The sequence below is a fragment of the Coleofasciculus sp. E2-BRE-01 genome, from assembly GCF_040221695.1.
In the GTDB taxonomy this organism is placed as follows: Bacteria; Cyanobacteriota; Cyanobacteriia; order Cyanobacteriales; family Coleofasciculaceae; genus Coleofasciculus.
The window spans coordinates 35,635-59,544 of the sequence record NZ_JAVKEA010000010.1 but is presented as its reverse complement, the minus strand read 5'-3'; the positions used below and the strand labels follow the sequence as shown (position 1 = coordinate 59,544).

The 23,910-nt window shown below is 45.6% G+C and carries 19 protein-coding genes and 3 pseudogenes; 18 read left to right on the top strand and 4 right to left on the bottom strand.

Annotated elements, in window-relative coordinates; genetic code table 11:
- Positions 1-138: 138 nt before the first annotated feature.
- Positions 139-1,275, top strand: coding sequence for a biotin synthase BioB (gene bioB / locus RIG66_RS01565; RefSeq protein ID WP_446374554.1), 1,137 nt, complete (start codon positions 139-141; stop codon positions 1,273-1,275).
- A gap of 29 nt (positions 1,276-1,304) precedes the next feature.
- Positions 1,305-1,889 carry a biotin transporter BioY gene (locus RIG66_RS01560; protein ID WP_446374552.1) on the top strand — a complete coding sequence of 195 codons (585 nt, stop codon included), beginning with the start codon at positions 1,305-1,307 and terminating at the stop codon, positions 1,887-1,889.
- 44 nt (positions 1,890-1,933) lie between these two features.
- On the opposite strand, the gene RIG66_RS01555 is transcribed toward RIG66_RS01560, so the two are convergent.
- Entirely contained in the window at positions 1,934-3,559 is a 1,626-nt protein-coding gene (locus RIG66_RS01555) for a DUF2652 domain-containing protein (protein ID WP_446374550.1), read from the bottom strand.
- 275 nt (positions 3,560-3,834) lie between these two features.
- On the opposite strand from RIG66_RS01555, the gene lspA reads away from it, so the two are divergent.
- The 3 genes from lspA to RIG66_RS01540 all read left to right on the top strand — a co-directional run bounded on the left by lspA (position 3,835) and on the right by RIG66_RS01540 (position 11,761).
- Positions 3,835-4,383 (top strand): signal peptidase II, encoded by a 549-nt coding sequence (lspA, locus tag RIG66_RS01550; RefSeq protein WP_446374578.1) that lies wholly within the window; start codon positions 3,835-3,837, stop codon positions 4,381-4,383.
- A 1,100-nt stretch (positions 4,384-5,483) separates the two neighbouring features.
- On the top strand, positions 5,484-7,364 hold the full coding sequence (locus RIG66_RS01545) for a methyl-accepting chemotaxis protein (protein WP_446374548.1): 1,881 nt from the start codon (positions 5,484-5,486) through the stop codon (positions 7,362-7,364).
- A gap of 170 nt (positions 7,365-7,534) precedes the next feature.
- Positions 7,535-11,761, top strand: coding sequence for an Hpt domain-containing protein (locus RIG66_RS01540; RefSeq protein ID WP_446374546.1), 4,227 nt, complete (start codon positions 7,535-7,537; stop codon positions 11,759-11,761).
- A 1-nt stretch (position 11,762) separates the two neighbouring features.
- Here RIG66_RS01540 and RIG66_RS01535 read toward each other — a convergent pair whose 3' ends face one another.
- Positions 11,763-11,921, bottom strand: coding sequence for a hypothetical protein (locus RIG66_RS01535; RefSeq protein ID WP_446374544.1), 159 nt, complete (start codon positions 11,919-11,921; stop codon positions 11,763-11,765).
- Between the two features lie 28 nt (positions 11,922-11,949).
- Here RIG66_RS01535 and cheB point away from each other — a divergent pair, with 28 nt between their 5' ends.
- The 9 genes and pseudogenes from cheB to RIG66_RS01490 all read left to right on the top strand — a co-directional run.
- Positions 11,950-13,017, top strand: coding sequence for a chemotaxis-specific protein-glutamate methyltransferase CheB (gene cheB, locus RIG66_RS01530; protein ID WP_446374542.1), 1,068 nt, complete (start codon positions 11,950-11,952; stop codon positions 13,015-13,017).
- Between the two features lie 18 nt (positions 13,018-13,035).
- Positions 13,036-14,151, top strand: coding sequence for a CheR family methyltransferase (locus RIG66_RS01525; protein ID WP_446374540.1), 1,116 nt, complete (start codon positions 13,036-13,038; stop codon positions 14,149-14,151).
- Positions 14,148-15,206: a chemotaxis protein CheW gene (locus RIG66_RS01520; protein ID WP_446374538.1), complete on the top strand. Its 1,059-nt coding sequence runs from the start codon at positions 14,148-14,150 to the stop codon at positions 15,204-15,206. Before RIG66_RS01525 ends, RIG66_RS01520 begins: the two co-directional genes overlap by 4 nt.
- A 334-nt stretch (positions 15,207-15,540) precedes the next feature.
- Positions 15,541-17,217 (top strand): annotated as a pseudogene (locus RIG66_RS01515) (class I SAM-dependent DNA methyltransferase).
- Positions 17,214-17,453 carry a hypothetical protein gene (locus RIG66_RS01510; RefSeq protein WP_446374536.1) on the top strand — a complete coding sequence of 80 codons (240 nt, stop codon included), beginning with the start codon at positions 17,214-17,216 and terminating at the stop codon, positions 17,451-17,453. Before RIG66_RS01515 ends, RIG66_RS01510 begins: the two are co-directional and overlap by 4 nt.
- A complete protein-coding gene (locus RIG66_RS01505; protein WP_446374534.1) occupies positions 17,450-17,818 on the top strand; it encodes a PIN domain-containing protein in 369 nt (122 codons plus the stop codon). The genes RIG66_RS01510 and RIG66_RS01505 overlap by 4 nt, the downstream gene beginning before the upstream one ends.
- Positions 17,819-17,936: 118 nt before the next feature.
- Positions 17,937-18,227, top strand: coding sequence for a nucleotidyltransferase family protein (locus RIG66_RS01500; RefSeq protein ID WP_446374532.1), 291 nt, complete (start codon positions 17,937-17,939; stop codon positions 18,225-18,227).
- A gap of 24 nt (positions 18,228-18,251) precedes the next feature.
- Positions 18,252-18,854, top strand: coding sequence for a restriction endonuclease subunit S (locus RIG66_RS01495; protein ID WP_446374530.1), 603 nt, complete (start codon positions 18,252-18,254; stop codon positions 18,852-18,854).
- Positions 18,788-18,931: pseudogene (locus tag RIG66_RS01490) on the top strand (type I restriction enzyme subunit R domain-containing protein); the annotation flags it as partial. The gene RIG66_RS01495 and the pseudogene RIG66_RS01490, both read left to right, overlap by 67 nt.
- A gap of 48 nt (positions 18,932-18,979) precedes the next feature.
- Here RIG66_RS01490 and RIG66_RS01485 read toward each other — a convergent pair.
- Positions 18,980-20,273, bottom strand: a pseudogene (locus RIG66_RS01485) (RNA-guided endonuclease InsQ/TnpB family protein); the annotation flags it as partial.
- Between the two features lie 69 nt (positions 20,274-20,342).
- On the opposite strand from RIG66_RS01485, the gene RIG66_RS01480 reads away from it, so the two are divergent.
- Complete coding sequence (locus tag RIG66_RS01480; RefSeq protein ID WP_446341029.1) at positions 20,343-20,477, top strand: plasmid mobilization protein; 135 nt, start codon at positions 20,343-20,345, stop codon at positions 20,475-20,477.
- 89 nt (positions 20,478-20,566) lie between these two features.
- On the opposite strand, the gene RIG66_RS01475 is transcribed toward RIG66_RS01480, so the two are convergent.
- The gene (locus RIG66_RS01475) at positions 20,567-20,755 is read right to left on the bottom strand and encodes a hypothetical protein (RefSeq protein ID WP_006103047.1); all 189 of its coding nucleotides are present in this window, start codon (positions 20,753-20,755) and stop codon (positions 20,567-20,569) included.
- Positions 20,756-20,901: 146 nt separating this feature from the next.
- On the opposite strand from RIG66_RS01475, the gene psb27 reads away from it, so the two are divergent.
- The 3 genes from psb27 to RIG66_RS01460 all read left to right on the top strand — a co-directional run bounded on the left by psb27 (position 20,902) and on the right by RIG66_RS01460 (position 23,826).
- On the top strand, positions 20,902-21,300 hold the full coding sequence (psb27, locus tag RIG66_RS01470; protein WP_446374528.1) for a photosystem II protein Psb27: 399 nt from the start codon (positions 20,902-20,904) through the stop codon (positions 21,298-21,300).
- Between the two features lie 324 nt (positions 21,301-21,624).
- Entirely contained in the window at positions 21,625-23,112 is a 1,488-nt protein-coding gene (locus RIG66_RS01465; RefSeq protein ID WP_446374526.1) for a family 10 glycosylhydrolase, read from the top strand.
- A gap of 69 nt (positions 23,113-23,181) precedes the next feature.
- Complete coding sequence (locus tag RIG66_RS01460; RefSeq protein WP_446374576.1) at positions 23,182-23,826, top strand: Uma2 family endonuclease; 645 nt, start codon at positions 23,182-23,184, stop codon at positions 23,824-23,826.
- The last annotated feature ends 84 nt before the right edge of the window (positions 23,827-23,910 follow it).

Sequence of the window (23,910 nt, the reverse complement as noted above, 5' to 3'; positions counted from 1 at the left end):
AATTATCTGAGTTTCCTGTTTATTGTCTTGTGCATAAACATCCATAGCGTCACCCTAAGCTGGTGCAGAATGCCGACTATAAGGTATAGTGTTAAGTTGCGGTTCTATCGGTTGTGACATCACGACCAAGCCGTCGATGTGCAAAGCGAGGGTCAAAGCGTGGTTCAAACGCCATTACGACAGTCTGACAATTCACTCCATCCGGATGCGGCGAATTCCCCAGCCTCCGTACCAACCTCAGTGCGAGACTGGCTCAACGCTCTCGCCCAACGAATTATATCTGGCGATCGCATCAATCGAGAGGAAGCGCTGACACTGGCGCAGATAGAAGGACAGGATAATATTTTGCTCCTGTGTGAAGCCGCCGATCAAGTGCGCCAAGCCTGCTGCGGTAACACCGTGGATTTATGCAGCATTGTGAACATCAAATCGGGTAGCTGCTCAGAAAACTGTGGCTTTTGCGCCCAATCTGCCCATCATCCAGGGAAAGATTCCCCTATTTACGGACTCAAATCCCCGGAGGAAATACTGGCACAAGCCAAAGCCGCCGATGCAGCAGGGGCAAAGCGTTTTTGTCTAGTAAGTCAAGGGCGTGGACCTAAATATCAGTCCCCCAAATCCACAGAATTTGAGCAAATTCTGGAAACCGTTCAGCGGATTATTAGCGAAACCAATATTAAGCCCTGCTGCGCCTTAGGCGAAGTGACACCGGAACAGGCACAGGCACTCAAGGAAGCCGGAGTCACCCGCTATAACCATAACTTAGAGGCATCGGAGAACTTTTTCCCGGAAATCGTCACCACTCACCGTTGGCGCGATCGCGTTGAGACGATTAAGCACCTGAAAGCCGCCGGAATTCAAGCTTGTACGGGTGGTATTTTGGGAATGGGGGAAACCTGGGAGGATCGGGTGGATTTAGCCCTAGCCTTGCGGGAATTAGAGGTGGAATCTGTCCCCCTGAACTTGCTGAATCCCCGTAAAGGAACGCCCTTGGGAGAACAGACGAAACTTGATCCGGATGAAGCACTAAAGGCGATCGCGATTTTCCGGCTGATTTTACCCGAACAAATTATTCGCTATGCTGGCGGACGAGAAGCGGTGATGGGCGAACTCCAAGCCCTGGGATTGAAAGCCGGGATTAATGCCATGTTAATTGGTCATTACCTAACCACTTTAGGACAGCCGCCAGAACACGATCATGCCATGTTAGAGTCATTAGGCTTAACCGGAGGCGAAGCACCGCTTCCCGGAGAGCATCAATCCCAGCAAGTATAGAGGGGGAGTTAAGGACGATTCGCGTAAAAGTGTCTGCTCCCCATGAACTCGTTTGGGCTTTAATTGGCTTATTACTGACTATCGGTGGCACCTTTTTAGAAGCCTTCGTGACAAATCCGCCCTGGGATTGGTCAAGCCAAGGAATTCAGCCCATTTCCTTAGGCGTTACCTGTCAGATTGGGGCGGTTCTACTTGTTGGGTGTTTAGGTGGAAAAAATGCAGGTGTCCTGTCTCAAATTGCTTATGTGGTTTTAGGCTTAATTTTACCGATCTTTGACCAAGGCGGGGGTTTAGACTATGTAATAAAACCCATGTTTGGGTATTTATTAGGATTTATAGCGGGAGCCTGGGTTTGTGGTTTTTTGGCGTTTCGTCTGCCTTTGCGATTAGAATCCCTAGGGCTTAGTTGTTTATGTGGTTTATTCACCATTCATATTTACGGGATAGGCTATTTAACGATTTTTCATCTTATTTTAAACATGACTAGTAGGGATGATTTATCACTCATAGATGCCATGTTGAAATACTCCATTTATCCGTTACCTGGACAGTTAGCCATTGCTTGTGCGGTTACAGTTGTGGCATATACCTTGCGGCATTTATTATTTTATTAATCATTAATCATTAGTCATTTGTCATTTAACTTTTTTGTGTTCACCTACTTAGAACGAGACTTGGGCCAAGCCCAGCGATCGCGTCCTAATACTCCAAAGACGGCGGCTCCTACCATGAGGGTAATCTCCCGCTTGAGAGCTTCTAAACCCCAATACAAATTACCTACCTCTACGACACTCAATGCGACAATAACCAATAACCAAACCGCGACGATAACCCCAGCCATCCGGGTGAAAAAACCAAACCCTAAGGCAACACCCAAGCCCAGCACAAGGCTTATAGGTAATGTTCGATTTAATGGGTTTGCCATCACCCCTTCGGTGAACAAAGCCGACACGATGAGTGTATAGCTCAGACTCAGCCGCAGTAACAGCAGCACCGTATCTCGACGTTGAAAATTCCCCTGACTATCCCAAGCAGCCGGACCGGTGAGGGCGATTGCCAAACAGAATCCGGCTAGGGCAATATCTCGACTGAGACTGATCGCCCCCACCACAGGGTTAGCGATCGTAAACGACCAAAACATAAACCCCATCATCAGTCCCAGCATCGGTGTGTGGACACCCCAAAAGAGGTTCATCCCTGCCATCACTATCTCTAACCCCCCTTGAATCTGGAGAAAACGACTGATCGAAATTCCCAACCGATTAACAATTTGATCGGCAAAAAATGCTGAAATGAAGCCAGTTTCTGGGTCAATATAACGTTGCACCAAGGCTTGGGGGTCAGCCGGAAATGCTAACTGAACGCCTCCCAACAACAACGCAGCGCTAATCCCCCAACGCAATGCGGACATGGCAAGCATCCAAATTGAGCGCCCTGACTGTGACCAATTCTGAGCTGGAGTCAGGTGTGACAGACGGCTAAAACGCTGTAAACCTAGGCTTAAAAACAGCGATCGCCACATCATCCAGATTGAGTATTGCCATTGGTTGAGAGTCTGAACCACCACGCTTGTCGGATTCATCCAGGGTTCTAACGGGAGGGTGGAGTGCGAGTGGTGATTGGGATGAGATGACTCATGGCTCAAGGGCTGATCGGGCAACTCATAAACCCAAGTTTCAACGGAACCCAGGTCATCATACTGTTCTACACCCCTTTGGAACTGAATTGTCTCTGGAAATTTCAGATCTTGAGCCGCAGCCGTGGTGAGGAGGATATACTGACGAGCCATGACCGAATTTTTCAGCAGGCGATGGACGATAATCACATCAAGACTCGACAACTCCTCAAAACGGTCAAGCTGATAGAATAGAGCCTCCCCACTATGAACCACAATCTTGAGTCGAAGGATGTCTAGATTGCTACAGGCGGGACAATCACAGGTATTTCGGCGATGCAGTTCTTTCAGTTTCGCCATGAACGCCGCCATAAACGTTAACAGTTTGGGTCCTAACTCTTGAATACCGATGGGTTCGCTGCTGTCTGTCCCCACGCGATCGCCTTGCTTGAGACAATACATAAACACAGCATCTCCCTCTAGCTTGGCAATCTCTATCGGGATTTTTGCCTCCTTTAAGATCGAGCGCATCAACTCACTGATAATGATTTGGCTATGAAGAAGTGCCTCGCGATTCGAGAGCATGAACCGAGTATAGCCGCTGATGTCTGCAATGATAAAAATTGTCGGTTGAGGGGTTGAGGATAGCTGTCCCTGGAGTTTTTGCATAGGCTTATCCGCTGAGAGCATGGGTTGTATAGGAGTTGGAGGTGAGATGCACTCAATTGTTGTTAAAGTGGCAACAGGGGTATTAAAGTCTGATGCTTCTTTTCTAATGATTCTTGGATTACAAGGATTTCATCATTCAGGGGTTGTTTGTAGGTTGGTGAAAATACACTTAACTATGTTAACTTAGGGAAATATTACTCAAATCCTAACAAATGACAAATGACAAATGACAAATGACGATATTCACCGTTAACTTTCATACTGTCTTCCTACTGATGCCTTTTCAAAAAAATCGCTACTTCTGGGTAATTGCCGCAATTAGTGTAATTGTGGATCAACTGACTAAATATTTAGTGGTACAAAATTTTGCCTTATACGAAAGTTTGCCTCTGATTCCTGATATTTTTCACTTAAGGTATGTACTCAATACTGGGGCAGCATTTAGTCTATTTAGTCAGGGCGGCGTTTGGCTGCGCTGGCTATCTCTAGCGGTGAGTCTGGGGTTAATGGGGTTGGCATGGTTTGGTTCCCGGCTGAAACCGATTGAGCAGTTAGGCTACGGCTTTATTTTAGGTGGTGCATTGGGGAATGGAATTGACCGCTTTTTTAATGATTGTATCGTTAATGGAAAAGAGTTAACCTGTGTGGTTGATTTTCTGGAATTTCCAATCGTCAAGTTCCCTATATTAGTCGATTTTCGTCATATTCAACTCGCGCCTTTTCCGGTGTTTAATTTTGCTGATGTTTTTATTAATCTAGGGATTATCTGTTTGTTAATTATCAGTTTTCGCCAAAGCCCATCGGCGGCTAACTCAAACAAGTAGTCTGAGTGTGCCGTTTTCAAAGGTCAACTTAAGCTAAGCTACAGCCCTCACCCCCAGCCCCTCTCCATCCCCTCACAAGGGTAAGTAGCGTGGCACAGCTAATTTGATGAATTAGAATTACGCCCGGAAACTGTAGGGGCGCAAAGACTTGCGCCCGATTCAATGGTAAGATCTAATCCATCATTGTAGCTGTATCAGTCCAGTAATGGCGTGGCACACCTAAGCAAGATAAATTAACCCCACGCCCGGAAAACCTATAAAATCAGGGGCTAAAGCCTCTACTACGAACCTGCTTTTGTATTGATGCTATTTATCGTAATACATTGTCACTAAATGTATTACAAGCGTATGTTGCTTTGTATGACAAGTTTCTAAGCTTTTGCTGGATAAGTCGCAATTTTACATAGAGACTTATTCGGCTAAACCTAATTTTTTAATCCTGTTAACGTAAAATATACTAACTTAAATAATGGGTTTTATTTTTTATTCATAAATTATAAACAATTGATAAACTTGTTGCCGAAACTCAATCCAGTGCAATAGCATAGGAATGATGTAGACAATGGTCTGATCGGATAAAAAAACTGGGTGTCTCTAGTCGTCTGGGTTAAACGCTCCTCTAGAATCTATGTCAATCAAAGCCAGTACCTCGTCAGGTTATTTGGCTTAAACCTTGCTCAAACCCAGCATTTTTGAACAGGCTGACTTTCGATTCTCAATTCAGCCAAAAACGATGATAAGCTCTCGTCCTACAGATTGGCTAAACCAGGGTTATCTATGATTATGAGCAAATTTGGATTCAACTGAACTAAACAGCAAGTATCCTGCGATGACCTACACCTTGACAGACTTACGATTTTGCCGCATACGTTTGGCTTATCCTTTAGGAAAAAAATGCCCTGAGTGAATTTATCGGTAAAGACGTAACCAATTTATCCCTGTGCTAAGACGGGTGAAACTCCATCCCCCCTAATCTGGCAAAACAGAGGACTAGGGAGGTTTCCAAGGAAAGAAATGAATGGACTGTATTTTTTCGCCTCCCATCTCCTCCAAGGGAGATGGATTTGTTCAACGGAATCTAGAGTGATAGGTAACCAGCCATGTGGGCAAAATTTCTCAAAAATTTATCGAACCAGAAAAAACTTCAGAATCAAATCTTATTGCTGCTATTTTTAAGCAGCCTTATTCCCGTCTCAATTGTCGGAATTTATGGGATATTTTCGTCCTCGACTGCCTTATCCGAAGTCTCGGAAACCAAACTGGAGGACAGGGTTGCTGATGATGCCGAAAATATTGATGCTGTCTTAGAGGGGATTAATGAGGATGTCTTATTCCTGAGCAAAATTCCCGCTATTCAAGGGATTATTCGCTCAGAAACGGCTTCCGAAGGCAATCAATCGACTGATGTTTGGGTAGACCAAGCCCAGACCATTTTTGAGAGTCTAATGCAGGCGAAGTCTCAATATATGCAGCTTCGGTTTCTTGACGAAAATGGTCAGGAAATGGTCAGGATTGATTCCGATGGGACAACGACGACAGTTATTCCCAAATCCGAGTTGCAAAATAAAGGCGATCGCGACTATTTTGTTGAAGCGATGAAACTGGAGCCAGGTGAGGTTTATGTCTCCCCGGTTAACTTGAACCAAGAACGCGGAGAAATCGAAACCCCGTTTAAACCCGTGATTCGCTACGCCACACCTGTGGCTGATGCAGCCGGGGAAAAACAGGGAATTGTGATTGCCAATGTTTTTGCCAACAAATTTCTCCGATATATCGAAGATGCCAATTTAAGCAAGGGCGAAACAGCCTTACTGATTAATGCCGATGGCTACTATCTCTCCCATCCCAACGATGAGAAAGAATGGGGATTTGATCTGGGCAATGATGAAACCTTGGCGAAGGATTATTCTGACCAAATTGTTGAGCAAATTCTGCAAGGTGAACAGGGATTAATTGGTACAGGAAGCAATGATCTAATCAGCTACGCTCAAGTTGATCCAGATCCCAATCAACCGGGTTTTTTGGTGGCTATCCGTACCGTTCCCAAAAGCACAATTTTTGCGTCTGTGACGGCGTTTAAAGTGGTAGCGACGCTGATTATTTTAGTCTCCCTCGCCGCCGTGCTACCCGTGGGCGTTTTCCGGACAAGCCAACTGGCGAATTTAGTTAAACAAATTGTGACTCGTATCTCCACCGCTAGCCAAGAGATTTTCTCCACCTTAGAAGAACAAGAACGGGTGGCGAGTCAGCAAGCGGCTTCAGTGAATGAAACGACTACCACCATGGATGAGTTAGAAGCCTCCTCCCGACAATCCGCCGAACAAGCCAAGGCTGCTGTATCCGCCGCCCAGAAAGCGTTGGAACTGACTCAGGGAGGAACCCAAGCGGTAGGTGAAACCCTGGAAGGGATGTACACCCTGGAGAATAAAGTCGGCGCGATCGCACAACAGATTGTTCGTCTTTCTGAACAGGCAAATCAAATTGGTAGTATTTCCCAGTTGGTGTCTGAATTAGCCAACAAAACCAACATGTTAGCGCTTAATTCCTCCGTAGAAGCGGTGCGTGCGGGAGAACATGGCAAAGGCTTCTCAGTAGTTGCCAATGAAATTCGCAAATTAGCCGATCAAAGTCAACAATCGGCTGACAAAATTGGTCTTCTGGTTTCCGAAATTCAAAGCGCGATAAACTCAACGGTAATGGTGACAGATGAAGGGACAAAAACCGTGGCATCCGGTGTTCAAATTGCCCAAAAAACTAATGAAGCGTTCACCGGGGTAGCCGATGCGGTGGACAAAGTGGTGTTAAATAACCAACAAATCTCCCTGAACTTAAAACAGCAAGTCGATGCGATTCAGCAAGTCGTGGAAGCGATGGAAACCATTAATAAGGGGGCAAAAGAAACCGCCACAGGTATCAATCAAACCAAGATCGGGACTCAGCAACTGAACGAAACCTCTCTGGAATTGCAAGAGATGGTTTAACTGTGCCGAGTTGATGTAGAGACGCGCCATGGCGCGTCTAGGGAGCTTGTAGAGATGTTCCGGTGGAACGTCTGGAAGCAGAGGGAGCAAATAACTAATGACAAATGAAGAATGACATAAGACGAATGACAAATGACAAATGACAAATGACATAAGACGAATGACGAATCATGATCATAGACGATGAAGAATTGCGAACGTTGTATAAAACGGCGGGTGAAGAACGTCTAGAGAAACTTACTGTCGGTTTGCACCATCTACAAAAAAATCCAGAGAATGAAACAACCTTAGAACAGTTGCTGCGAGATGTTCACAGCTTAAAAGGAGACTCCAAAAGCCTAGGGGTTAAAGCTGTAGAAACCCTTGCCGATCGCATGGAATGGACTCTGGGACGGATTAAACGCCAAAAGCTGGTTTTTTCGCCGTCAGTGAGTCAATGTCTTGATCATGGATTAGATGTAATTCGTCTTTTAATTGCTGAAGCAATAACAGGTAAACCAAGTGGCGTCAATTTAGCTGAAATACTGGATCAATTTCAACAACTCGCTAGTGAATCAGCAGAAAACGCCGCAGGTAGAGACATTCCACCAGAACCTCTAGAGAGAGAGGATATGAGCGCTGAATCATCTGAATTAGCCGAAAGCTATATCGACGATGATGAACTCCGAGACGTTTATCAACTGGCTAGTCGTGAACGGTTACAAAGCCTAGAAGCTGGGTTGCGTCATTTGACAGAAAATCCAGACGATGAAGCTATCTGGGAACAGTTGCGCCGAGAAGCCCATAGTATTAAGGGCGATTCTCGTAGCGTTGGCGTGGAAACCGTGGAAATTTTGGCTCATCCCCTAGAGGAAATTATCGAAAGCTGCAAATCCCAACCCACTAGGTTTACCCCAGAGGTTAGCCAAACCTTACATCAAGGAGTAGAGGCAATTAGTCAATTAGTCCAGGAAGCCGTTACCGGTCAACCCAGTGCGGTGGATACCACTGAGGTACTAGAACAATTTATGCTAGTGCTGGAAAATTGCCAATCATCGACGGTTGCGTCTCCCGTTCAAGAGGAACCAGGGCTTGTAGGGGCGGGTTTTACCGATAACCTTGAGCCGACAACCCCTAACGGAACCAAACCCGCCCCGCCTCAACCGTCTCCCACACCCCAACTCGCCGAAAGCTATATCGATGATGATGAATTACGAGAGGTGTATCAACTTACCAGTGGTGAACGATTGCACAGCCTGGAAACGGGGTTAAATGATTTAGCCCAAAATCCAGACAACGATGCTATCTGGGAGGAGTTACGCCGGGAAGTTCATAGTCTTAAAGGCGATTCTCGCAGCGTTGGCGTGGAATCGGTGGAAATTCTGGCTCATCCTCTAGAAGAAATTATCGAGAACCTTAAATCTCAACCCACAGCGTTTACCCCAGATGTTAACCAAACCTTACATCAAGGAGTAGAGGCAATTAGCAAATTAGTCCAAGAAGCGATAACCGGTCAACCCAGTGCGGTGGATACCACTGAGGTACTAGAACAATTTATGCTGGTGCTGGAAAATTGCCAACAGTCGGCTGTAGCATCGCCAATTCAAGCCGAACCCGGGCTTGTCGGGGCGGGTTTTACGGATAACCTGGAACCGACAATCGATAACGGAACCCAACCCACCTCGCCTCAACCGTCTCCCACACCCCAACTCGCCGAAAGCTATATCGATGATGATGAATTACGAGAGGTGTATCAACTCGCCAGTAGCGAACGGTTGCAGATTTTAGAAGCCGGGTTACTGCATTTAGAAAAATATCCCGATGATACAGCAACATTAGATCAATTATTGCGGGAAGCCCATAGTCTCAAAGGCGATTCTCGTAGCGTTGGCGTCGAATCAGTGGAAACCCTTGTCCATCATATCGAAGAAGTCTTTGATCGCATCAAACATCGACAACTTGGTTTTACGGTCAAAGTCAGTGAAAGCCTCTATGATGCATTAGAAGCCATTCGTGGCTTAGTCGATGAAGCGGTAACGGGTCAACTGCAGGGTGTGGATACGGCGCAAGTGCTGAACCAATTAATCGAAGCGATTGAAGCATCAGCCCAATCTCCCCCGGTGATACCTGTCTCCAAAACTCCCACGCCATTATCATCCAATCCCGTCTCTCGTCCGGATTCGGTAACGATTGTCGGGTTACCCAATGTCCCATCTTCACCCTCTCAACCTCCCCTCAGCGCCACGTTTATTGACGATGAGGAAATGCGGGATGTTTATAAACTCGCCAGCCTTGAACGCTTACAGAAGCTAGAAGCGGGATTACTGCAATTAGAAAAGCAGCCCGATGACTCAACTATCTTAGATGAGTTACTGCGCGAAGCCCATAGTTTAAAAGGCGACTCCAGAAGCGTCGGCGTCGAACCCGTGGAAGCCTTAATCCACCACGTTGAAGAGATTTTAGGCGGGATTAAACTCCAGCCTACTATCTTAACCCCAGATATTAGCGATCGCTTGTATCGAGGATTGGATGCGATGGGTAAGCTGGTACAGGAAGCGGTGACGGGTCAATATCAGGGTGTGAATACTACGGCGGTTCTGAACCAATTACTGGAAGTGTCTCTTCCCACCTTACCGGAGACAGTACCGACTCCCGCCCAACCGCCAGCGCCAGTACCCAAAACCCCAGCCCTGAGTGACACTTACCGAATTGATACAATTCGGGTTCCCACTCGTGATTTAGATGCATTAATGGCGCAAGCGGAAGAATTAAATGTGACGAAACTTCGCATCGCTTACGCCGCGTCAGAAATTGAGGAACTGGTGACACTTTGGCAAGACTGGAAAGCCTTTTATCGTCAATCCGGTGAGGCGACAGCTACAGAGGTTAACCCATTCCAAGAACGCTTAGATGAAAAGATTACCGCCTTACGCACCGCCACTCAGGAAAATACCTCTAACCTGGATTTAATTGCAGAGGATTTACGGGAGAGAATTCAAACCCTACGTCAATTACCTCTGTCTACTATCTTCCAGTTGTTTCCGCGTATGGTGCGGGATTTAGCCCGCAAACAGTCGAAACAGGTGGAGTTAATCATTGAAGGGGGAGATACGACGGCGGATAAAACTATTCTAGAAGATATTAAAGATTCTTTAACCCATCTGATTCGGAACGCGATCGATCATGGGATTGAGACACCCGCAGAACGGGAAAAATTAGGTAAACCGCCAGTGGCAAAAATTTGGCTGCGGGGTAGTTTAATTGGGAATACGATTATCATTGAAGTCGCTGATGATGGGCGAGGACTGGATATCGACCAAATTAAGCAAACGGCAATTAAACGGAAGCTTTACCAACCCGATGAACTAGAGAGGATGAATCCCAGTCAAATTTATGACCTAATTTTTGCCCCAGGATTCTCCACCCGCAGCTTTATTACCGAAATTTCGGGTCGCGGGATTGGCTTAGATGTAGTAAGAACAAACATTGAACGACTCAAAGGCGCGATCGCGATTGAATCAACTCCCAATCAAGGAAGTAAATTCCGCATCCAACTTCGCACCACCTTAGCCACCGTTAATGCCTTATTTGTCGAGGTTCAGGGAATTGTTCAAGCCATTCCGATTGAATTCGTCCAAACCAGTTTACTCCTTTCCCCCGATGAAATAGAAACCATTGATGGGCGAGAGACGTTAAACTGGCAAGGTCAAAGGGTTCCCGTCGCCAATCTTGTCAATGTCTTGGAACTCTCGAACTCCCCCGCCTACGCCCTGATCGCCAAAAAAGAAATACCGCTATCTGACTTGCGATCGTGTATTTTACTCAAGGTTGGTGATGAAGTTTCGGGATTTTTAGTCGATCGACTTTTGGATACCCAAGAAATCCCCCTCAAACCTCAAAGTACGTTATTAAAGCGGGTCAAAAATATTTTGGGTGCAACGATTCTCCCCACTGGGGACGTTTGTATGATTCTCAATCCGGCGGATTTAGTTAAGTCGGGACAACAACAAAATCCCGCAACAGTTTCGGTTAAAGCCAATACGGTTCTACAAACGAAACCGACAATTCTCTTAGTCGAAGATTCTCTCCCAGTGCGGACGCAAGAACGGCGACTTTTAGAAGGGGCGGGGTATGAAGTGGTAATTGCGGTTGATGGATTAGATGGCTATACCAAACTCAAAAGCCGTCATTTTGATGCCGTAGTTTCTGATGTGGAAATGCCTCATTTAGACGGGTTATCTCTAACCGCCACGATTCGCCAGCATTCCGAATATCAAGACTTACCAATTATTTTGGTTACCACCTTGGATTCAGAAGCTGATCAACAACGGGGTGCAGAAGCGGGGGCAGATGCTTACATTATTAAAGGTAAGTTCAACCAAGCGTTTCTATTAGAAACCATCAGCCGATTGGTTTAATTTAAGACAGAAGGGGAGCAATGTAGAGACGTGCCATGGCACGTCTGGGAGCAGAGGGAGAGTGTGTAGGGGCGGGTTTTACCGCTAATAGGAAGGTTTTCACCCTGATGTCATTAAACCCGCCCCGATTAAAGTGCAAGTCATTTTCAGCAAATGACATAAGACCAATGACCAATGACTAATAAAAAATGACGATTAAAGTTCTATTAGTTGAAGACTCCAAAATATCCCTAGTCATTCTCAGACGAATTATCAATGAATTCCCTCAATTTGAGGTTGTCGGAGAAGCGCAAAATGGTTTAGAAGCATTGAGCCTAATACATCAAGTTAAACCCGATGTGATTTGTACAGACTTACACATGCCACAGATGGATGGGTTGGAATTAACCACTGAAGTCATGAGTCATAATCCCATACCCATCTTGGTCTTGAGTGTATCAGTCCAACAGGAAGATACCCATCATATCTTTGATGTCCTCGAAGCGGGTGCCGTCGAGATTTGTCCCAAACCGCTAGCTGGCTTAACCACAGAAAACCAACAGTTTAAACGAGAATTAGTTAATAAAATTAGTGTCATTTCTGGGGTTAGAGTTTTCAAGCGAAAACGCAGATATTCGCTGCAACACCAAGCCGTTAATCTGAACAATCTGACCACGGCTCCCACCAAATCATACCCGAAGCCTAAAATAATTACCATTGGCACATCAACGGGCGGACCTCCAGCGTTGCAGGAAATTTTTTCCCAACTTCCCGCTAATTTTTCGGTTCCAATCCTTTGTGTGCAACACATTTGTAATGGATTTTTACAGGGCTTAATCGATTGGTTATCTTCCACCTGTAAATTGCCGATTAAAATTGCCGAGTCGGGAAAGAGACCGCAACCCGGAATCATCTATTTTCCTCCAGAACAACATCAGCTAAAATTAGATAAGCAGGGTAATTTTGTTTGTTCAGATACCGTACCTTTCGACGGACATTGCCCATCAGCAACGGTCACATTTGAGTCTGTCGCCAAAGTTTATGGTAAGAAAACAACCGCCATATTATTAACCGGAATGGGCAGAGACGGTGCCAAAGGAATGCTAACCGTTACCCAAGCGGGTGGTTTGACGATTGCTCAGGATGAAGCCACCTCAATCATCTTCGGAATGCCCAAAGAAGCCATTGAACTAGGGGGCGCTAGAGAAGTCTTACCTGTGGACGCGATCGCGCCAATGTTGCTAGAACTTTTACAAAAACAGTCGATTCTACAGTAAACCGATTAGGTAATAAATGTGTCAAAACCCAATGAGTTAAGTCCTAAAATAAAACAAGCCTTTATTCGCTTAATTGCTCAACATACGGGTTTGGTGATTCGAGAACGCGATCAAGCCAGCTTAACGGACAAACTATTCGCCCGAATGAAAGCAATTAAACTAACCTTTCCGGAAGATTATTATCTGCTGCTCAATTGTCAAACCAGAGAAGCCAAGCAAGAGTGGAAAAAATTGGTTGTCTTGCTGACGAATCTGGAAAGTTACTTTTTTCGGGATAAAGAACAATGTAAATTGCTCAAAACTAAAATATTACCCGAACTGATTCAGCGTCATCAGGTCGATAAAACCCTGCGGCTTTGTAGTGCGGGATGTTCAACCGGAGAGGAACCCTATTCCCTGGCGATTATGCTGAATGAACTGATTCCGGATATTGATAGCTGGAATTTAGTTGTTTTTGGCATCGATATTAATCAAGAGGCGCTAGACAAAGCCAAAAAAGGAATTTATCGGGCTTGGTCATTAAGAAGTATTGATCCCAAAATCAAACACGAGTATTTTAAACGTATTGATAATCACTACCACATTGATGACAAAGTTAAATCATTAGTCAAATGGCAACAGGTCAACTTAGTCAAAGATCCTTTCCCTCAAGCTCACTTAGATTTACAGGCGTTTGATTTAATTATTTGTCGAAATGTCTTTATCTACTTTGAATCTTCCGCCATTGCCCAAGCCTTGGATAAGTTTTACCACGCCCTCCAGCCTTTAGGCTATCTAATTACCGGGCATTCTGAACTGTATGGTCAACTTTTAAAGCAGTTTAAAACCAATATTTTTCCCGAATCCTTGGTGTATCAACGTCAAACTGAGAGTTTAGTCTATACCCCTTTAGGCGATGTCCCTAGTCCGTTGACTTGGGATACTGAAGACGAGTATACCTTAGCCTTTAATCCGGAAACACTCGAACATGACTTAGAGAAAAACACGATTAAAATGCAGCATGTGGCGTTGAATCTGCTCAAACAGTTACCGCCCAATACTCCCCTACAAAAATTAGGCAATTTGACGCCATCTGAACTGATTAAACAACTCCAATCCTCCTTAGACAACATTATCGAGCCAGACTCCCCATGACAGACAACTCCTATTTTAGTTTTGGTTTAAATGATCGGCTGTATGGTATCAGTACAGCTTACGTGGAGGAAGTTTTTCCTCTCCCCGAATTAATCTCCATTCCCGAAGCGCCGCGTGAAATGATTGGCGTGGTCAATTTGCGGGCAGAAATGATACCCGTTATCGATTTTAATCAGAGTCTTGGCTTACAATCATCCAACTACCGTTTAACCGACAGTATTATCGTTCTAAGACGAGAAAAAACCAAAGTTGGAATTATTGTGAATCAGGTTTGTGAAGTCCTGACAATCGCCCCAGATGAAATTACCACTGAACTTGAGCCGAATCAAACCGTTAGCGAAAACGGCGTCATTGGTGGACTCACCCGCCATGCAGGTGATATCGTTATTTTAAGTGATCCAGAAAATTGGTTAAACTCGATAGATAGCCACACCTTTAAATTAGTAGAGAACTATCTCAGCCAAGAACTTAACCGGAATCAATCGAGTGCAGACATTCCCGCCGAACAAGCCGTATTTGCGGCAAATGCGACACCCGAAGAACGAGACATTTTCCGAGAACGAGCGAATAATCTCAAGCTTCCCTTCGAGAGTCAAGACTTAACCAGTGTCAAACCGTTAACGATTATTGTCTTAAATCATCAGTTATTCGGGATTGATTTAGGAATGGTGCGGGAGTTTACCGATATCCAACAGGTGACACCGATTCCCTGTTGTCCCCCTCATATTGTGGGAAACATGAATCTGCGCGGCGAAATTGTCACCTTAGTCGATATTCGCCCGGTGTTGAAATTGCCCTTAACCGCGATAACCCGAAGTTCCAAAGCGCTGATTGTGGAGGTTGAGGAGATTTTGGCGGGTGTGATTGTGGATAATGTGCGTGAATCGATGTTTCTGCTGAATCCGCTTCAGATTATTGCCGTGACTCCTGAAACAACTAGCATGAATTCTGACTATTTGCAAGGAGAAGCCGTCTATGCTGACAAAATGATGAGCATTCTGGATATACCGAAAATTTTCTTGAATGGTGGCTTAATCGTGGAACAAGCGGTTTGATTGTCTTATGTCATTCGTCATTCGTCATTTGTCATTTGTCATTTGTCATACTCGCTCCCTTGAGAAGCAAGCTACGTCATTCGTCTTATGTAAAGTCGGGGCGGGTTTAGTTACATCTGGGTGTAACCAAAAAGATAATAGTGAAACCCGCCCCTACACAATTTCCCCCTTACTGTTCCCTGTTACACACCGAGCGAAGCCGAGGTGTTCCCTAATCTCCACCGTTAACTTTAATTGTCCCCACCTACTTATAAAGATTGCCAGCGACCCAGCCCATCGCTTACCCTTAAAAAAGTGAGCTTTAATCCGCTCAATCGGATGACTGGAGATAACGATATTGTCGAAAAAGACGGAAACTAAGGTCAAAAACAGCGAAACCCTAGAGCAGAAGTTGTGGAAGTCGGCAGATAAACTCCGCAAAAATATTGATGCTGCCGAATACAAGCATATTCTTTTGGGGTTAATTTTCCTCAAATACATTTCTGATGCCTTTGAAGCCCTACATCAAAAACTCATTGTGGGGAAAGGGGAATATGAAGGAGCAGACCCCGAAGATAAGGATGAATATAAAGCAGAAAACGTTTTCTTTGTGCCGCCAGAGGCGCGGTAGTCAACCCTACAAGCTCAAGCTAAACTACCCGATATTGGTCAGCGAGTTGATGAGGCGATGGAAGCCATAGAACAGGAAAATCCCAAACTGTTAAAAGGGATTTTACCTAAAGTTTACGGTCAACAAAAGCTTGATTCTGCCTCTTTAGGAGGACTGATTGACCTAATCGGCAGTGCCAAACTGATTGGGGAGACTAAGGCAAGTAGCGAACAGCTAGAACTTGATATAAACCAAAACGCCCAGAAGCTCCAACAAGCGGATATATTGGGGCAAGTGTACGAATACTTTTTAGGGCAGTTTGCCCTGGCAGAAGGCAAGAAAGGGGGACAATTCTACACCCCAGAAAGCGTAGTGCGGGTATTGGTGGAAATGCTAGAGCCGTATCAGGGGCGGGTGTTTGACCCTTGTTGTGGGTCGGGGGGAATGTTTGTTCAAAGTGAAAAGTTCATCGCGGCGCACCGGGGACGCATTGATGATATTTCCATCTACGGACAAGAAAGCAACGAAACCACTTATAAACTCTGTCGCATGAATTTGGCGATTCGGGGGATTGATGGCTCTAATATTAAGTGGAATCCGGAGGGGTCGTTTCTCAATGATGCTCACAAGGATTTAAAAGCCGATTTTGTGATTGCGAATCCGCCGTTTAATGATAGCGATTGGGGCGGGGAATTGCTGCGAAAAGATGGGCGCTGGCAGTATGGTGTACCCCCGGTGGGTAATGCTAACTTTGCCTGGGTGCAGCATTTCTTGTATCATTTGGCTCCTACGGGGGCGGCGGGGTTTGTGTTGTCCAATGGGTCGCTATCATCGAATACGGGGGGTGAGGGGGAGATTCGCCAAGCTTTGGTGGAGGCGGATTTGGTAGACTGTATTGTGATGTTGCCGACGCAGTTGTTTTATAACACGGGGATTCCGGCTTGTTTGTGGTTTCTCAGTCGTTATAAGAATGGCAATAAGAATCGCAATCGCCAGGAGGAGGTTTTATTTATTGATGGGTCGGAGTTGGGCTATATGGTCAACCGTCGCAATCGAGCTTTTGCCGATGAGGATATCGAGCAGATTGCCGGGACGTATCGGGCTTGGAAGCGGAAGCCCTCCCCTAGCCCCTCTCCCTCCCCTAGCCCCTCCCAAAGGGAGGGGAACAGGGGGGATTACAAAGATATTAAGGGGTTTTGTAAGTCGGCGACGTTGGCGGATATCCAGAAGCACAATTTTGTGTTAACGCCGGGGCGTTATGTGGGCATTCCGGAAGAAGAGGATGATGGTATTCCTTTTGAGGAAAAGATGGGAGTGTTAACTTCCCAGTTGGCGGCACAGATGCGGGAGGCGGCACAATTAGATAAGGAGATTAAAATTCAGTTGGCTAAGGTAGGGTTTGATTTGGAGGGGGGATTATGACGTTACAGGAAATTATTCAATCGCTGGATGAGTTATCGGTGGATGAGCAGACTTCACTGTTTAATGTGCTTCAACTTAGATTAGCTAAAACAACTCAGTCTAGCTCAAATGGGGAAACGTTTTGGGCAATGACTTTAAGGTTTCGAGAACGGATAGAGCGAGAAGGGATTGAGTTTACGGATGAAGATTTCGCGGATTTGCGAGACCGTAGTCCGGGGCGGGAGGTTGAGCTATGACAGCGCAATTTCTTCTAGATACCAATGTAATTTCTGAAGTTAACAAGAAGGTTCCTAACCAATCTGTAGTTGCCAAGATGGATTTGTATGAGGGCAAGGTGGCAACGGCATCTGTGGTAGTGCATGAGTTGCTCTACGGAACGCTGCGAATGCCGCCTGAGTCAGCAAAACGAACATTTTTGTTAGATTATCTAGCTGAGTTGCCCTCAAAAATGGTTGTTTTTGACTACAATCTCAATGCGGCTCGTTGGCACGCTGAGGAGCGAGCAAGACTTTCCAAGATTGGTAAAACGCCTGCATTTGTTGATGGGCAAATTGCCAGTATTGCGTTCTGTAATGGGTTGGTTTTAGTGACCCGGAATTAAACAGATTTTCAAGATTTTGAGGGTTTATCTGTTGAGAATTGGTTTGTTATGGAGGAGGAATGATGGCAGAGTTTACTGACTGCATTGTCATGGGGTTTGATTTGGAGAAGATGAACTAATGGACAAGCAACAGGTTCTCGATAAGTTAAGTGATCACAAAGAGCGCCTCGACAAATTCGCGGTCAAAGCGTTGTTTTTGTTTGGTTCGGTAGCGCGAGATGAGGCTAGCTCAGACAGTGATGTAGATTTTTTGGTGGAGTTTGAGCGCCCAGTTGGATTATTTACTTTATTGGGTCTGAAAGCTTATTTAGAGGAGCTTCTAGGCTGTTCAGTCGATGTAGGTACTCCTAGTTCACTACGTCCTCACCTGCGGGAAACTGTGCTAAAGGAGGCAATTCGTGCCGTCTAGGGAGTTTGAAGTACGAGTTGGGTTATGAGTAATTGGAAGAAGATGCAGCTAGGGGATTGTGTTCAAATATTATCTGGGGGTACACCGTCAAAGGTAAATAAAGATTATTGGAATGGTGATATTCCTTGGGTTAGCGCAAAAGATTTGAAAAGTTTTTTTCTACATGATACTCAAGATCATATATCTTTAGAGGCTGTAGAAAATGGCACAAAAATTGCTCCAAAAGGTTCTATTTTTGTGCTGGTAAGAGGAATGACACTACACAACGATCTGCCAATCGCTTACCCAACTAGAGATATGGCATTCAATCAGGATGTAAAAGCCTTAATTACCAATGAAAATTTAATTAATAATCAATATCTTATCTACTGGTTGTTGGCTCATAAACTTAAGTTGATGAGATTAGTTGAGTCTGCTTCTCACGGAACTGGGCGAATAAATACTGATGTGTTAAAGTCCATAATAATTTCATGCCCAGATTTAGAAGAACAAAGCAAAATCGCAAACTTGTTGGGAAATTTTGATCGCAAGATTGAAAACCTCAGAAGACAGAACGAGACACTAGAGGCGATCGCCGTATCCTCGCCCAACGACTCAAAGATCCAGAAGACAACCTGGAACTGGTGATTGTCTGCGATATGTGGCTGACGGGGTTTGATGCCCCCTGTCTCCACACTATGTATATAGACAAACCCATGAAAGGGCTTGACGCTCCCTCACGGAAAGTGAGGGATTCTGCGGACAGAGTTAAGTTGTGGCAACTTCCACAATCTAACTCTCGCTACGGTTGTCAAAGACCGTCTACCCAGTCGGTTTAGGTCAATACCTAACTTCCTGGCTACTTTTCTTAAAATGTTGGCGCTACCGTTCAAGTCAGCGTTAATCAACAAATTGTTTCTTGAACGGTAAAGCCCACGCTTTATTCGTCTTCCTGACGCTTTCCACCCGTCTGGCTTTTCGCCAAACTTAGGCAGGGAGTCTCCATCAAGATAACTAGCTTTACTGGTGTAGGCTTCTTCTGTTACTTCTAAGTGGATACCATAAATTTCACACAATTGCTCCAATCGGTCTTTTAGTTTACCCAAGGGTATCTGAACAAATTTCTGGTTGTTCAGTTTACCCATATTGGCGTTGTTCTTAAACCCTTCATTCCATCCCAGAACAATCGTGCTGATTCCGTATTTAAGGCAATGGTTAACAATTAATCTTGCCGCCTTGTTAATACCATCCCTCATCCGGTGATTACGTTGGCGAGTTACTCGGTCAAGCCATCCATCCCAATATCCTTGGGGCTTTCCTTCCTTTCTGGTAGCTACCTGCTTATTCCAGTATTGGTTAAAGGCTTTCATGGCACGGGCATCAATCAGGAAAGAGTTGCCCAAAGTATCGACACAAGCGGCTAGATTATCGGCTGTACCTAGGTCAATCGCTAATGCTTGGTCATCAATGCCTAGGAATGTTTCCTGTTTGGGTATTTCGTAGGAAGCTTCCAAGTAGAAAACACCATTTTTAGGTAAAATAGTCCATTCTTTGACCTTGGCAATATCAAGGTTACTTGGAGTGGGTAGCCTAAAGCTGTCGATTCCAAACCAACGCCTAACGGTTAGACAAGCGTGAGAACTGAAGTTGACCGCTAACCAGCTTGGGTTTCTGTCCCCCTGAATTGGGGTAAGCTACCTTAAATAGCCTTGACCCTTTTAAATAACCAGGTGGCTTAGGTCTATTCGGCAATTGCCCTTTAAACCAAGCCTGACGCAATCCCTTGTAGGACTTAAACACCTCAGCGACGCTGATCAAGGTTTGTTGAGCAGGTATAGAGGGCAGAGATTGGGCAATTTGACTCTTTCCTATGCTGGTTTCGTAAATCAGATCAAACTTTCCAGTCAGGAGTTTACCTGTCTTAAAAAACGTTTGACGGGCAAAATATACATCCATATTGTAGAGTTTCCCCGATTGTTCGCACAGGTACTCTAAAATGGCTTTTGTTTCCTTGTCTGGGTGTAGCAGCATTTGCTGTACTCCCCTAGGCTTTTTGGGTTTAACCATTGCTCGACCTCACAATGCACTTACTTAATCCAGTATACTGTATGTATTGCTATTCGACAGGACGAATCTATGAAGAATGAGAAAATCTTTTTAAGGGTTACTAAATACGAAAAGAACCAACTCAAGCAAGAGGCGGCTAAAAGAGGGATGACTCAATCTGAGTTAATCAGGAGTTTTATCGCTCAATTGCCGCCCCCTGTGTAGTTTGGGAATCTCCTTACCTCCGATTCCCCCGCCTTATATCCCGTCGCTAAAAGCGAAGGTTTTACGGCGGATCAAGATAACTGGTTAGTTCAAGGATGACGACTTTCAACCTTGTCAATCAAGTCCTCCGCCATCTCCACCGCCATCAGGATCAGTTTTTGTTCGAGCTGTCCTTGGTGTCCCTCATCACTGATTGTGGCGTAAATATGAGGATTAGCCAGCATCCCTGCGAGTAATTGGGATGCTATTTGTTTAACGTCATTCGTTTTTGAGTCCATGTTTAACACCTCTGGAATACAGTAACATTTTCGGGGGTTTGGTTACCAAACCCCTACCCAAATCCTCAAAACTCAAAACTATGGATCACCAATCCGGGTTAGGATCGATTTTACTTTGAAACTTTTATCTATGGTGAATGATGCTTATGAAGCGCTACTTATCCCGTCTTGTTGCCCTTGTCCTCGTGGTTGCGATCGCGCTAACGGGGTGTTCGTCCAGCAGTACTGGCTTGGTTGGCAATTATCGCCAAGACACCCTGACCGCCTTGGACTCCTTGAGAGCAGCTATTGAGTTACCTGAGGATGCGCCGAATAAGGCAGAGGCTCAGTCCCAAGCGCGTCAAAGCATTAATGAGTATATTTCTCGCTACCGTCGAGATGGCTCTGTCGCTAACCTGAGTTCGTTCTCCACGATGAGAACAGCCCTCAATTCTCTGGCAGGTTACTACAGCTCTTATCCCAATCGTCCCTTACCCCAAAAGCTCAAAGATCGTCTAGAGCAAGAATTCCGGCAAGTGGAACGAGCGATAAGACGCGGCGCTTAACCTGATGTGACATCCTCCCACGCCATAATCTGTGATTTGGCGTGGGCTTCCAACATCGCTGTTAGACATTGCTGCCCTGCGCCACTTATCTAGGGCCAACGCCCTTTCTCATCTATCAAGATAACCTGAGCGCCATTGTCCGGAAACAGGACATAATGCTCAGAACTACAAAAGAACGTCCTTAACTCTGTTTGGGATAATTTGTCGATTCGTTCGATTGTCTGTTAAGACTAAAGACACCCACTTCATCAACCCCGCCTTTGCTTCGGAGAAGATGGGGATACCCGCGATTAATGTTGTTGTTCTTTTGTGGTTTTTGTAGGAATGTCCAACGGTCTTGTCCCTATCCCTAGAGGATGGCATTGGCGCTATTATTATCGCTCACTGGTTGCTGCCTTGCTGACGAGTAGCATCATCACTCAGGGCTACGTGGCTAAAACGGCTCAAGCTCAAACGGCTGCCTATTGCCACTTTACGGATGATGCGATCGCGCAAAAAGAAAGCCTGCGCCAGGGTGCGATTAAAGGAAATCCAGATTTCAATAACCGCTATAAAGCGATCGTCAAGCAACATGCTGACGTTTTGCGCCAATGTCGCGATCGCACCTTCCCCCAAGACCAAGCGATCTGGCTACGCTTATATGCCTGTGATGTTCGCGCGGGTGCGATTGATGAGATTCTCGACCGGATTGTCAATCGAGGCTACAACAAGGTCTATGTTGAAGTCTTTTCCGATGGTCAAGTTTTACTCCCCGCCTCAGACAACCCCACCCCCTGGCCCCCCGTCGTGCGAACACCGGGATATGAACGGGTTGATTTATTAGCCCAGACGATTCAAAAAGGACATGAACGGGGATTGCGGGTTTATGCCTGGATGTTCTCGATGAACTTTGGCTACAGGTATGCTCAACGCAGCGATCGGCAAAGTGTTCTGGCTCGCAATGGTCGCGGTCAAACCAGTTTATCCTTTGTCCATGACCAGTCCCAAGCCTTTATTGATCCCTATAATAATCAAGCTAAAACTGATTACTACCAATTGGTTCAGGCGGTGACGAAACGTCGTCCTGATGGTGTTTTATTTGACTATATTCGTTATCCGCGTGGCAGTGGCTCAGATTCAGTTGTCACGAAGGTAAAAGATTTATGGATCTATAGTGATGCATCCCGACAAGCCTTATATAATCGCGCTCTCAATAATCAAGGGCGAGAACTGATTCAGCGCTATGTGCAGGATGGTTCGATTAGCGCTAGCGATGTAGAATCCGTCAAGACGCGCTATGCCAACGAATCCACCCCAATGTGGCAAGGGCGATCGCCCTCTGAGTCAGATAGTGCAGCATCCATAAACTGGCAACTGTGGCAGCTTAGTGTGGCTCATGCGGCTCAAGGGGTGTTAGATTTTCTTTCCATGGCAACATTACCCGTTCAACGGGCGGGAATCAAAGCCGGAGCCGTATTTTTTCCCGATGGTAATCAAGTGGTGGGACAAGGGGGGTATGATTCTCGACTACAACCTTGGGATCATTTTTCTCCATCCTTAGAGTGGCATCCCATGTCTTATGGTGTTTGCGGTCATACGGGTTGTATAGAGAGCTTAGTCCGACGAGTTGTGGATAAGGCACCCCTGAATACCCAAATCACACCAGCACTAGCTGGAACCTGGGGGAAATCTGTCAGCAATCGCCCCTCTCTAGAAAAGCAGATGCAGGCAATCCGCCAGCGAATTCCTAATGTCAGTGGTATCAGTCATTTTGCCTTTTCCTGGCAAGATCCTCAATTTGACCGCGATCGCAAGTTCTGTCGGTTACAGTAAAGTTTCATCAGAAACTTTGTCCAGGCGATTACTATGGGCGGAGTCGTTCGTAAGGCAAGTGAAACAATAATGGTAACGCTGCAATTGAAGCAAATTAGCGTACCGCCCGGACATCGGGTGCTGTTGTATGAGGTGGGGTGGTCGGAATTTGAAGCGATTTTAGCGGAATTGGGAGAGCATCGTGCTAGTCGAGTGGCTTATCTCGATCAAACGTTGGAGATTCGGATACCTTTGCCGGAACATGAAAAAGCCAAGGTTATTATTGGAGATTTGTTAAAGATATTACTAGATGAATTAGAAATTGATTGGGAACCCTTCGGCTCAACAACGTTTAAACGACAAGATATGATGGCGGGAATTGAACCCGACGATTGTTTTTATATCCAAAATGCAGCTCGGATGATTGGGCGAGAAAGTCTGGATTTAACCGTTGATCCGCCGCCTGATTTGGCAATAGAAATAGATGTAACGTCTAAGACTCAGTTAAGTGCTTATCAGGTGTTAGGGGTGCCGGAAATTTGGCGCTATCAGAATCGCCGATTGCAGGTTTATATGTTGCAGTTGGGAACGTATATCGAATCGGCGACGAGTTTGACGTTTCCTGATTTTCCAGTGATTGAGGAATTTTCTCGCTTTTTAGAGATGGCGCGACTATCGGGAACAAGTCAGGCTTTAAGGGCGTTTCGGCGATGGGTGAGGGACAGGGGAAATTAGGGGTTGCTGTAGGGAGTGTTGTGGTGGGGTTAGAGAGCTGGGGAAGCTGGGGGAGCTGGGGGAGCTGGGGGAGCAAAGGTACAT

What these genes read in the sequence shown, in the direction of transcription:
- RIG66_RS01505 (WP_446374534.1), top strand. Translation starts at nt 17,450, where the DNA reads ATGACAGCGCAATTTCTTCTAGATACCAATGTAATTTCTGAAGTTAAC.
- RIG66_RS01480 (WP_446341029.1), top strand. Translation starts at nt 20,343, where the DNA reads ATGAAGAATGAGAAAATCTTTTTAAGGGTTACTAAATACGAAAAGAAC.
- RIG66_RS01495 (WP_446374530.1), top strand. Translation starts at nt 18,252, where the DNA reads ATGAGTAATTGGAAGAAGATGCAGCTAGGGGATTGTGTTCAAATATTA.
- RIG66_RS01500 (WP_446374532.1), top strand. Translation starts at nt 17,937, where the DNA reads ATGGACAAGCAACAGGTTCTCGATAAGTTAAGTGATCACAAAGAGCGC.
- psb27 (WP_446374528.1), top strand. Translation starts at nt 20,902, where the DNA reads ATGAAGCGCTACTTATCCCGTCTTGTTGCCCTTGTCCTCGTGGTTGCG.
- RIG66_RS01535 (WP_446374544.1), bottom strand. Translation starts at nt 11,921, where the DNA reads ATGTCATTTGCTGAAAATGACTTGCACTTTAATCGGGGCGGGTTTAAT.
- RIG66_RS01540 (WP_446374546.1), top strand. Translation starts at nt 7,535, where the DNA reads ATGATCATAGACGATGAAGAATTGCGAACGTTGTATAAAACGGCGGGT.
- RIG66_RS01520 (WP_446374538.1), top strand. Translation starts at nt 14,148, where the DNA reads ATGACAGACAACTCCTATTTTAGTTTTGGTTTAAATGATCGGCTGTAT.
- RIG66_RS01510 (WP_446374536.1), top strand. Translation starts at nt 17,214, where the DNA reads ATGACGTTACAGGAAATTATTCAATCGCTGGATGAGTTATCGGTGGAT.
- lspA (WP_446374578.1), top strand. Translation starts at nt 3,835, where the DNA reads ATGCCTTTTCAAAAAAATCGCTACTTCTGGGTAATTGCCGCAATTAGT.
- RIG66_RS01475 (WP_006103047.1), bottom strand. Translation starts at nt 20,755, where the DNA reads ATGGACTCAAAAACGAATGACGTTAAACAAATAGCATCCCAATTACTC.
- RIG66_RS01460 (WP_446374576.1), top strand. Translation starts at nt 23,182, where the DNA reads ATGGTAACGCTGCAATTGAAGCAAATTAGCGTACCGCCCGGACATCGG.
- RIG66_RS01545 (WP_446374548.1), top strand. Translation starts at nt 5,484, where the DNA reads ATGTGGGCAAAATTTCTCAAAAATTTATCGAACCAGAAAAAACTTCAG.
- cheB (WP_446374542.1), top strand. Translation starts at nt 11,950, where the DNA reads ATGACGATTAAAGTTCTATTAGTTGAAGACTCCAAAATATCCCTAGTC.
- RIG66_RS01465 (WP_446374526.1), top strand. Translation starts at nt 21,625, where the DNA reads ATGTCCAACGGTCTTGTCCCTATCCCTAGAGGATGGCATTGGCGCTAT.
- RIG66_RS01555 (WP_446374550.1), bottom strand. Translation starts at nt 3,559, where the DNA reads ATGCAAAAACTCCAGGGACAGCTATCCTCAACCCCTCAACCGACAATT.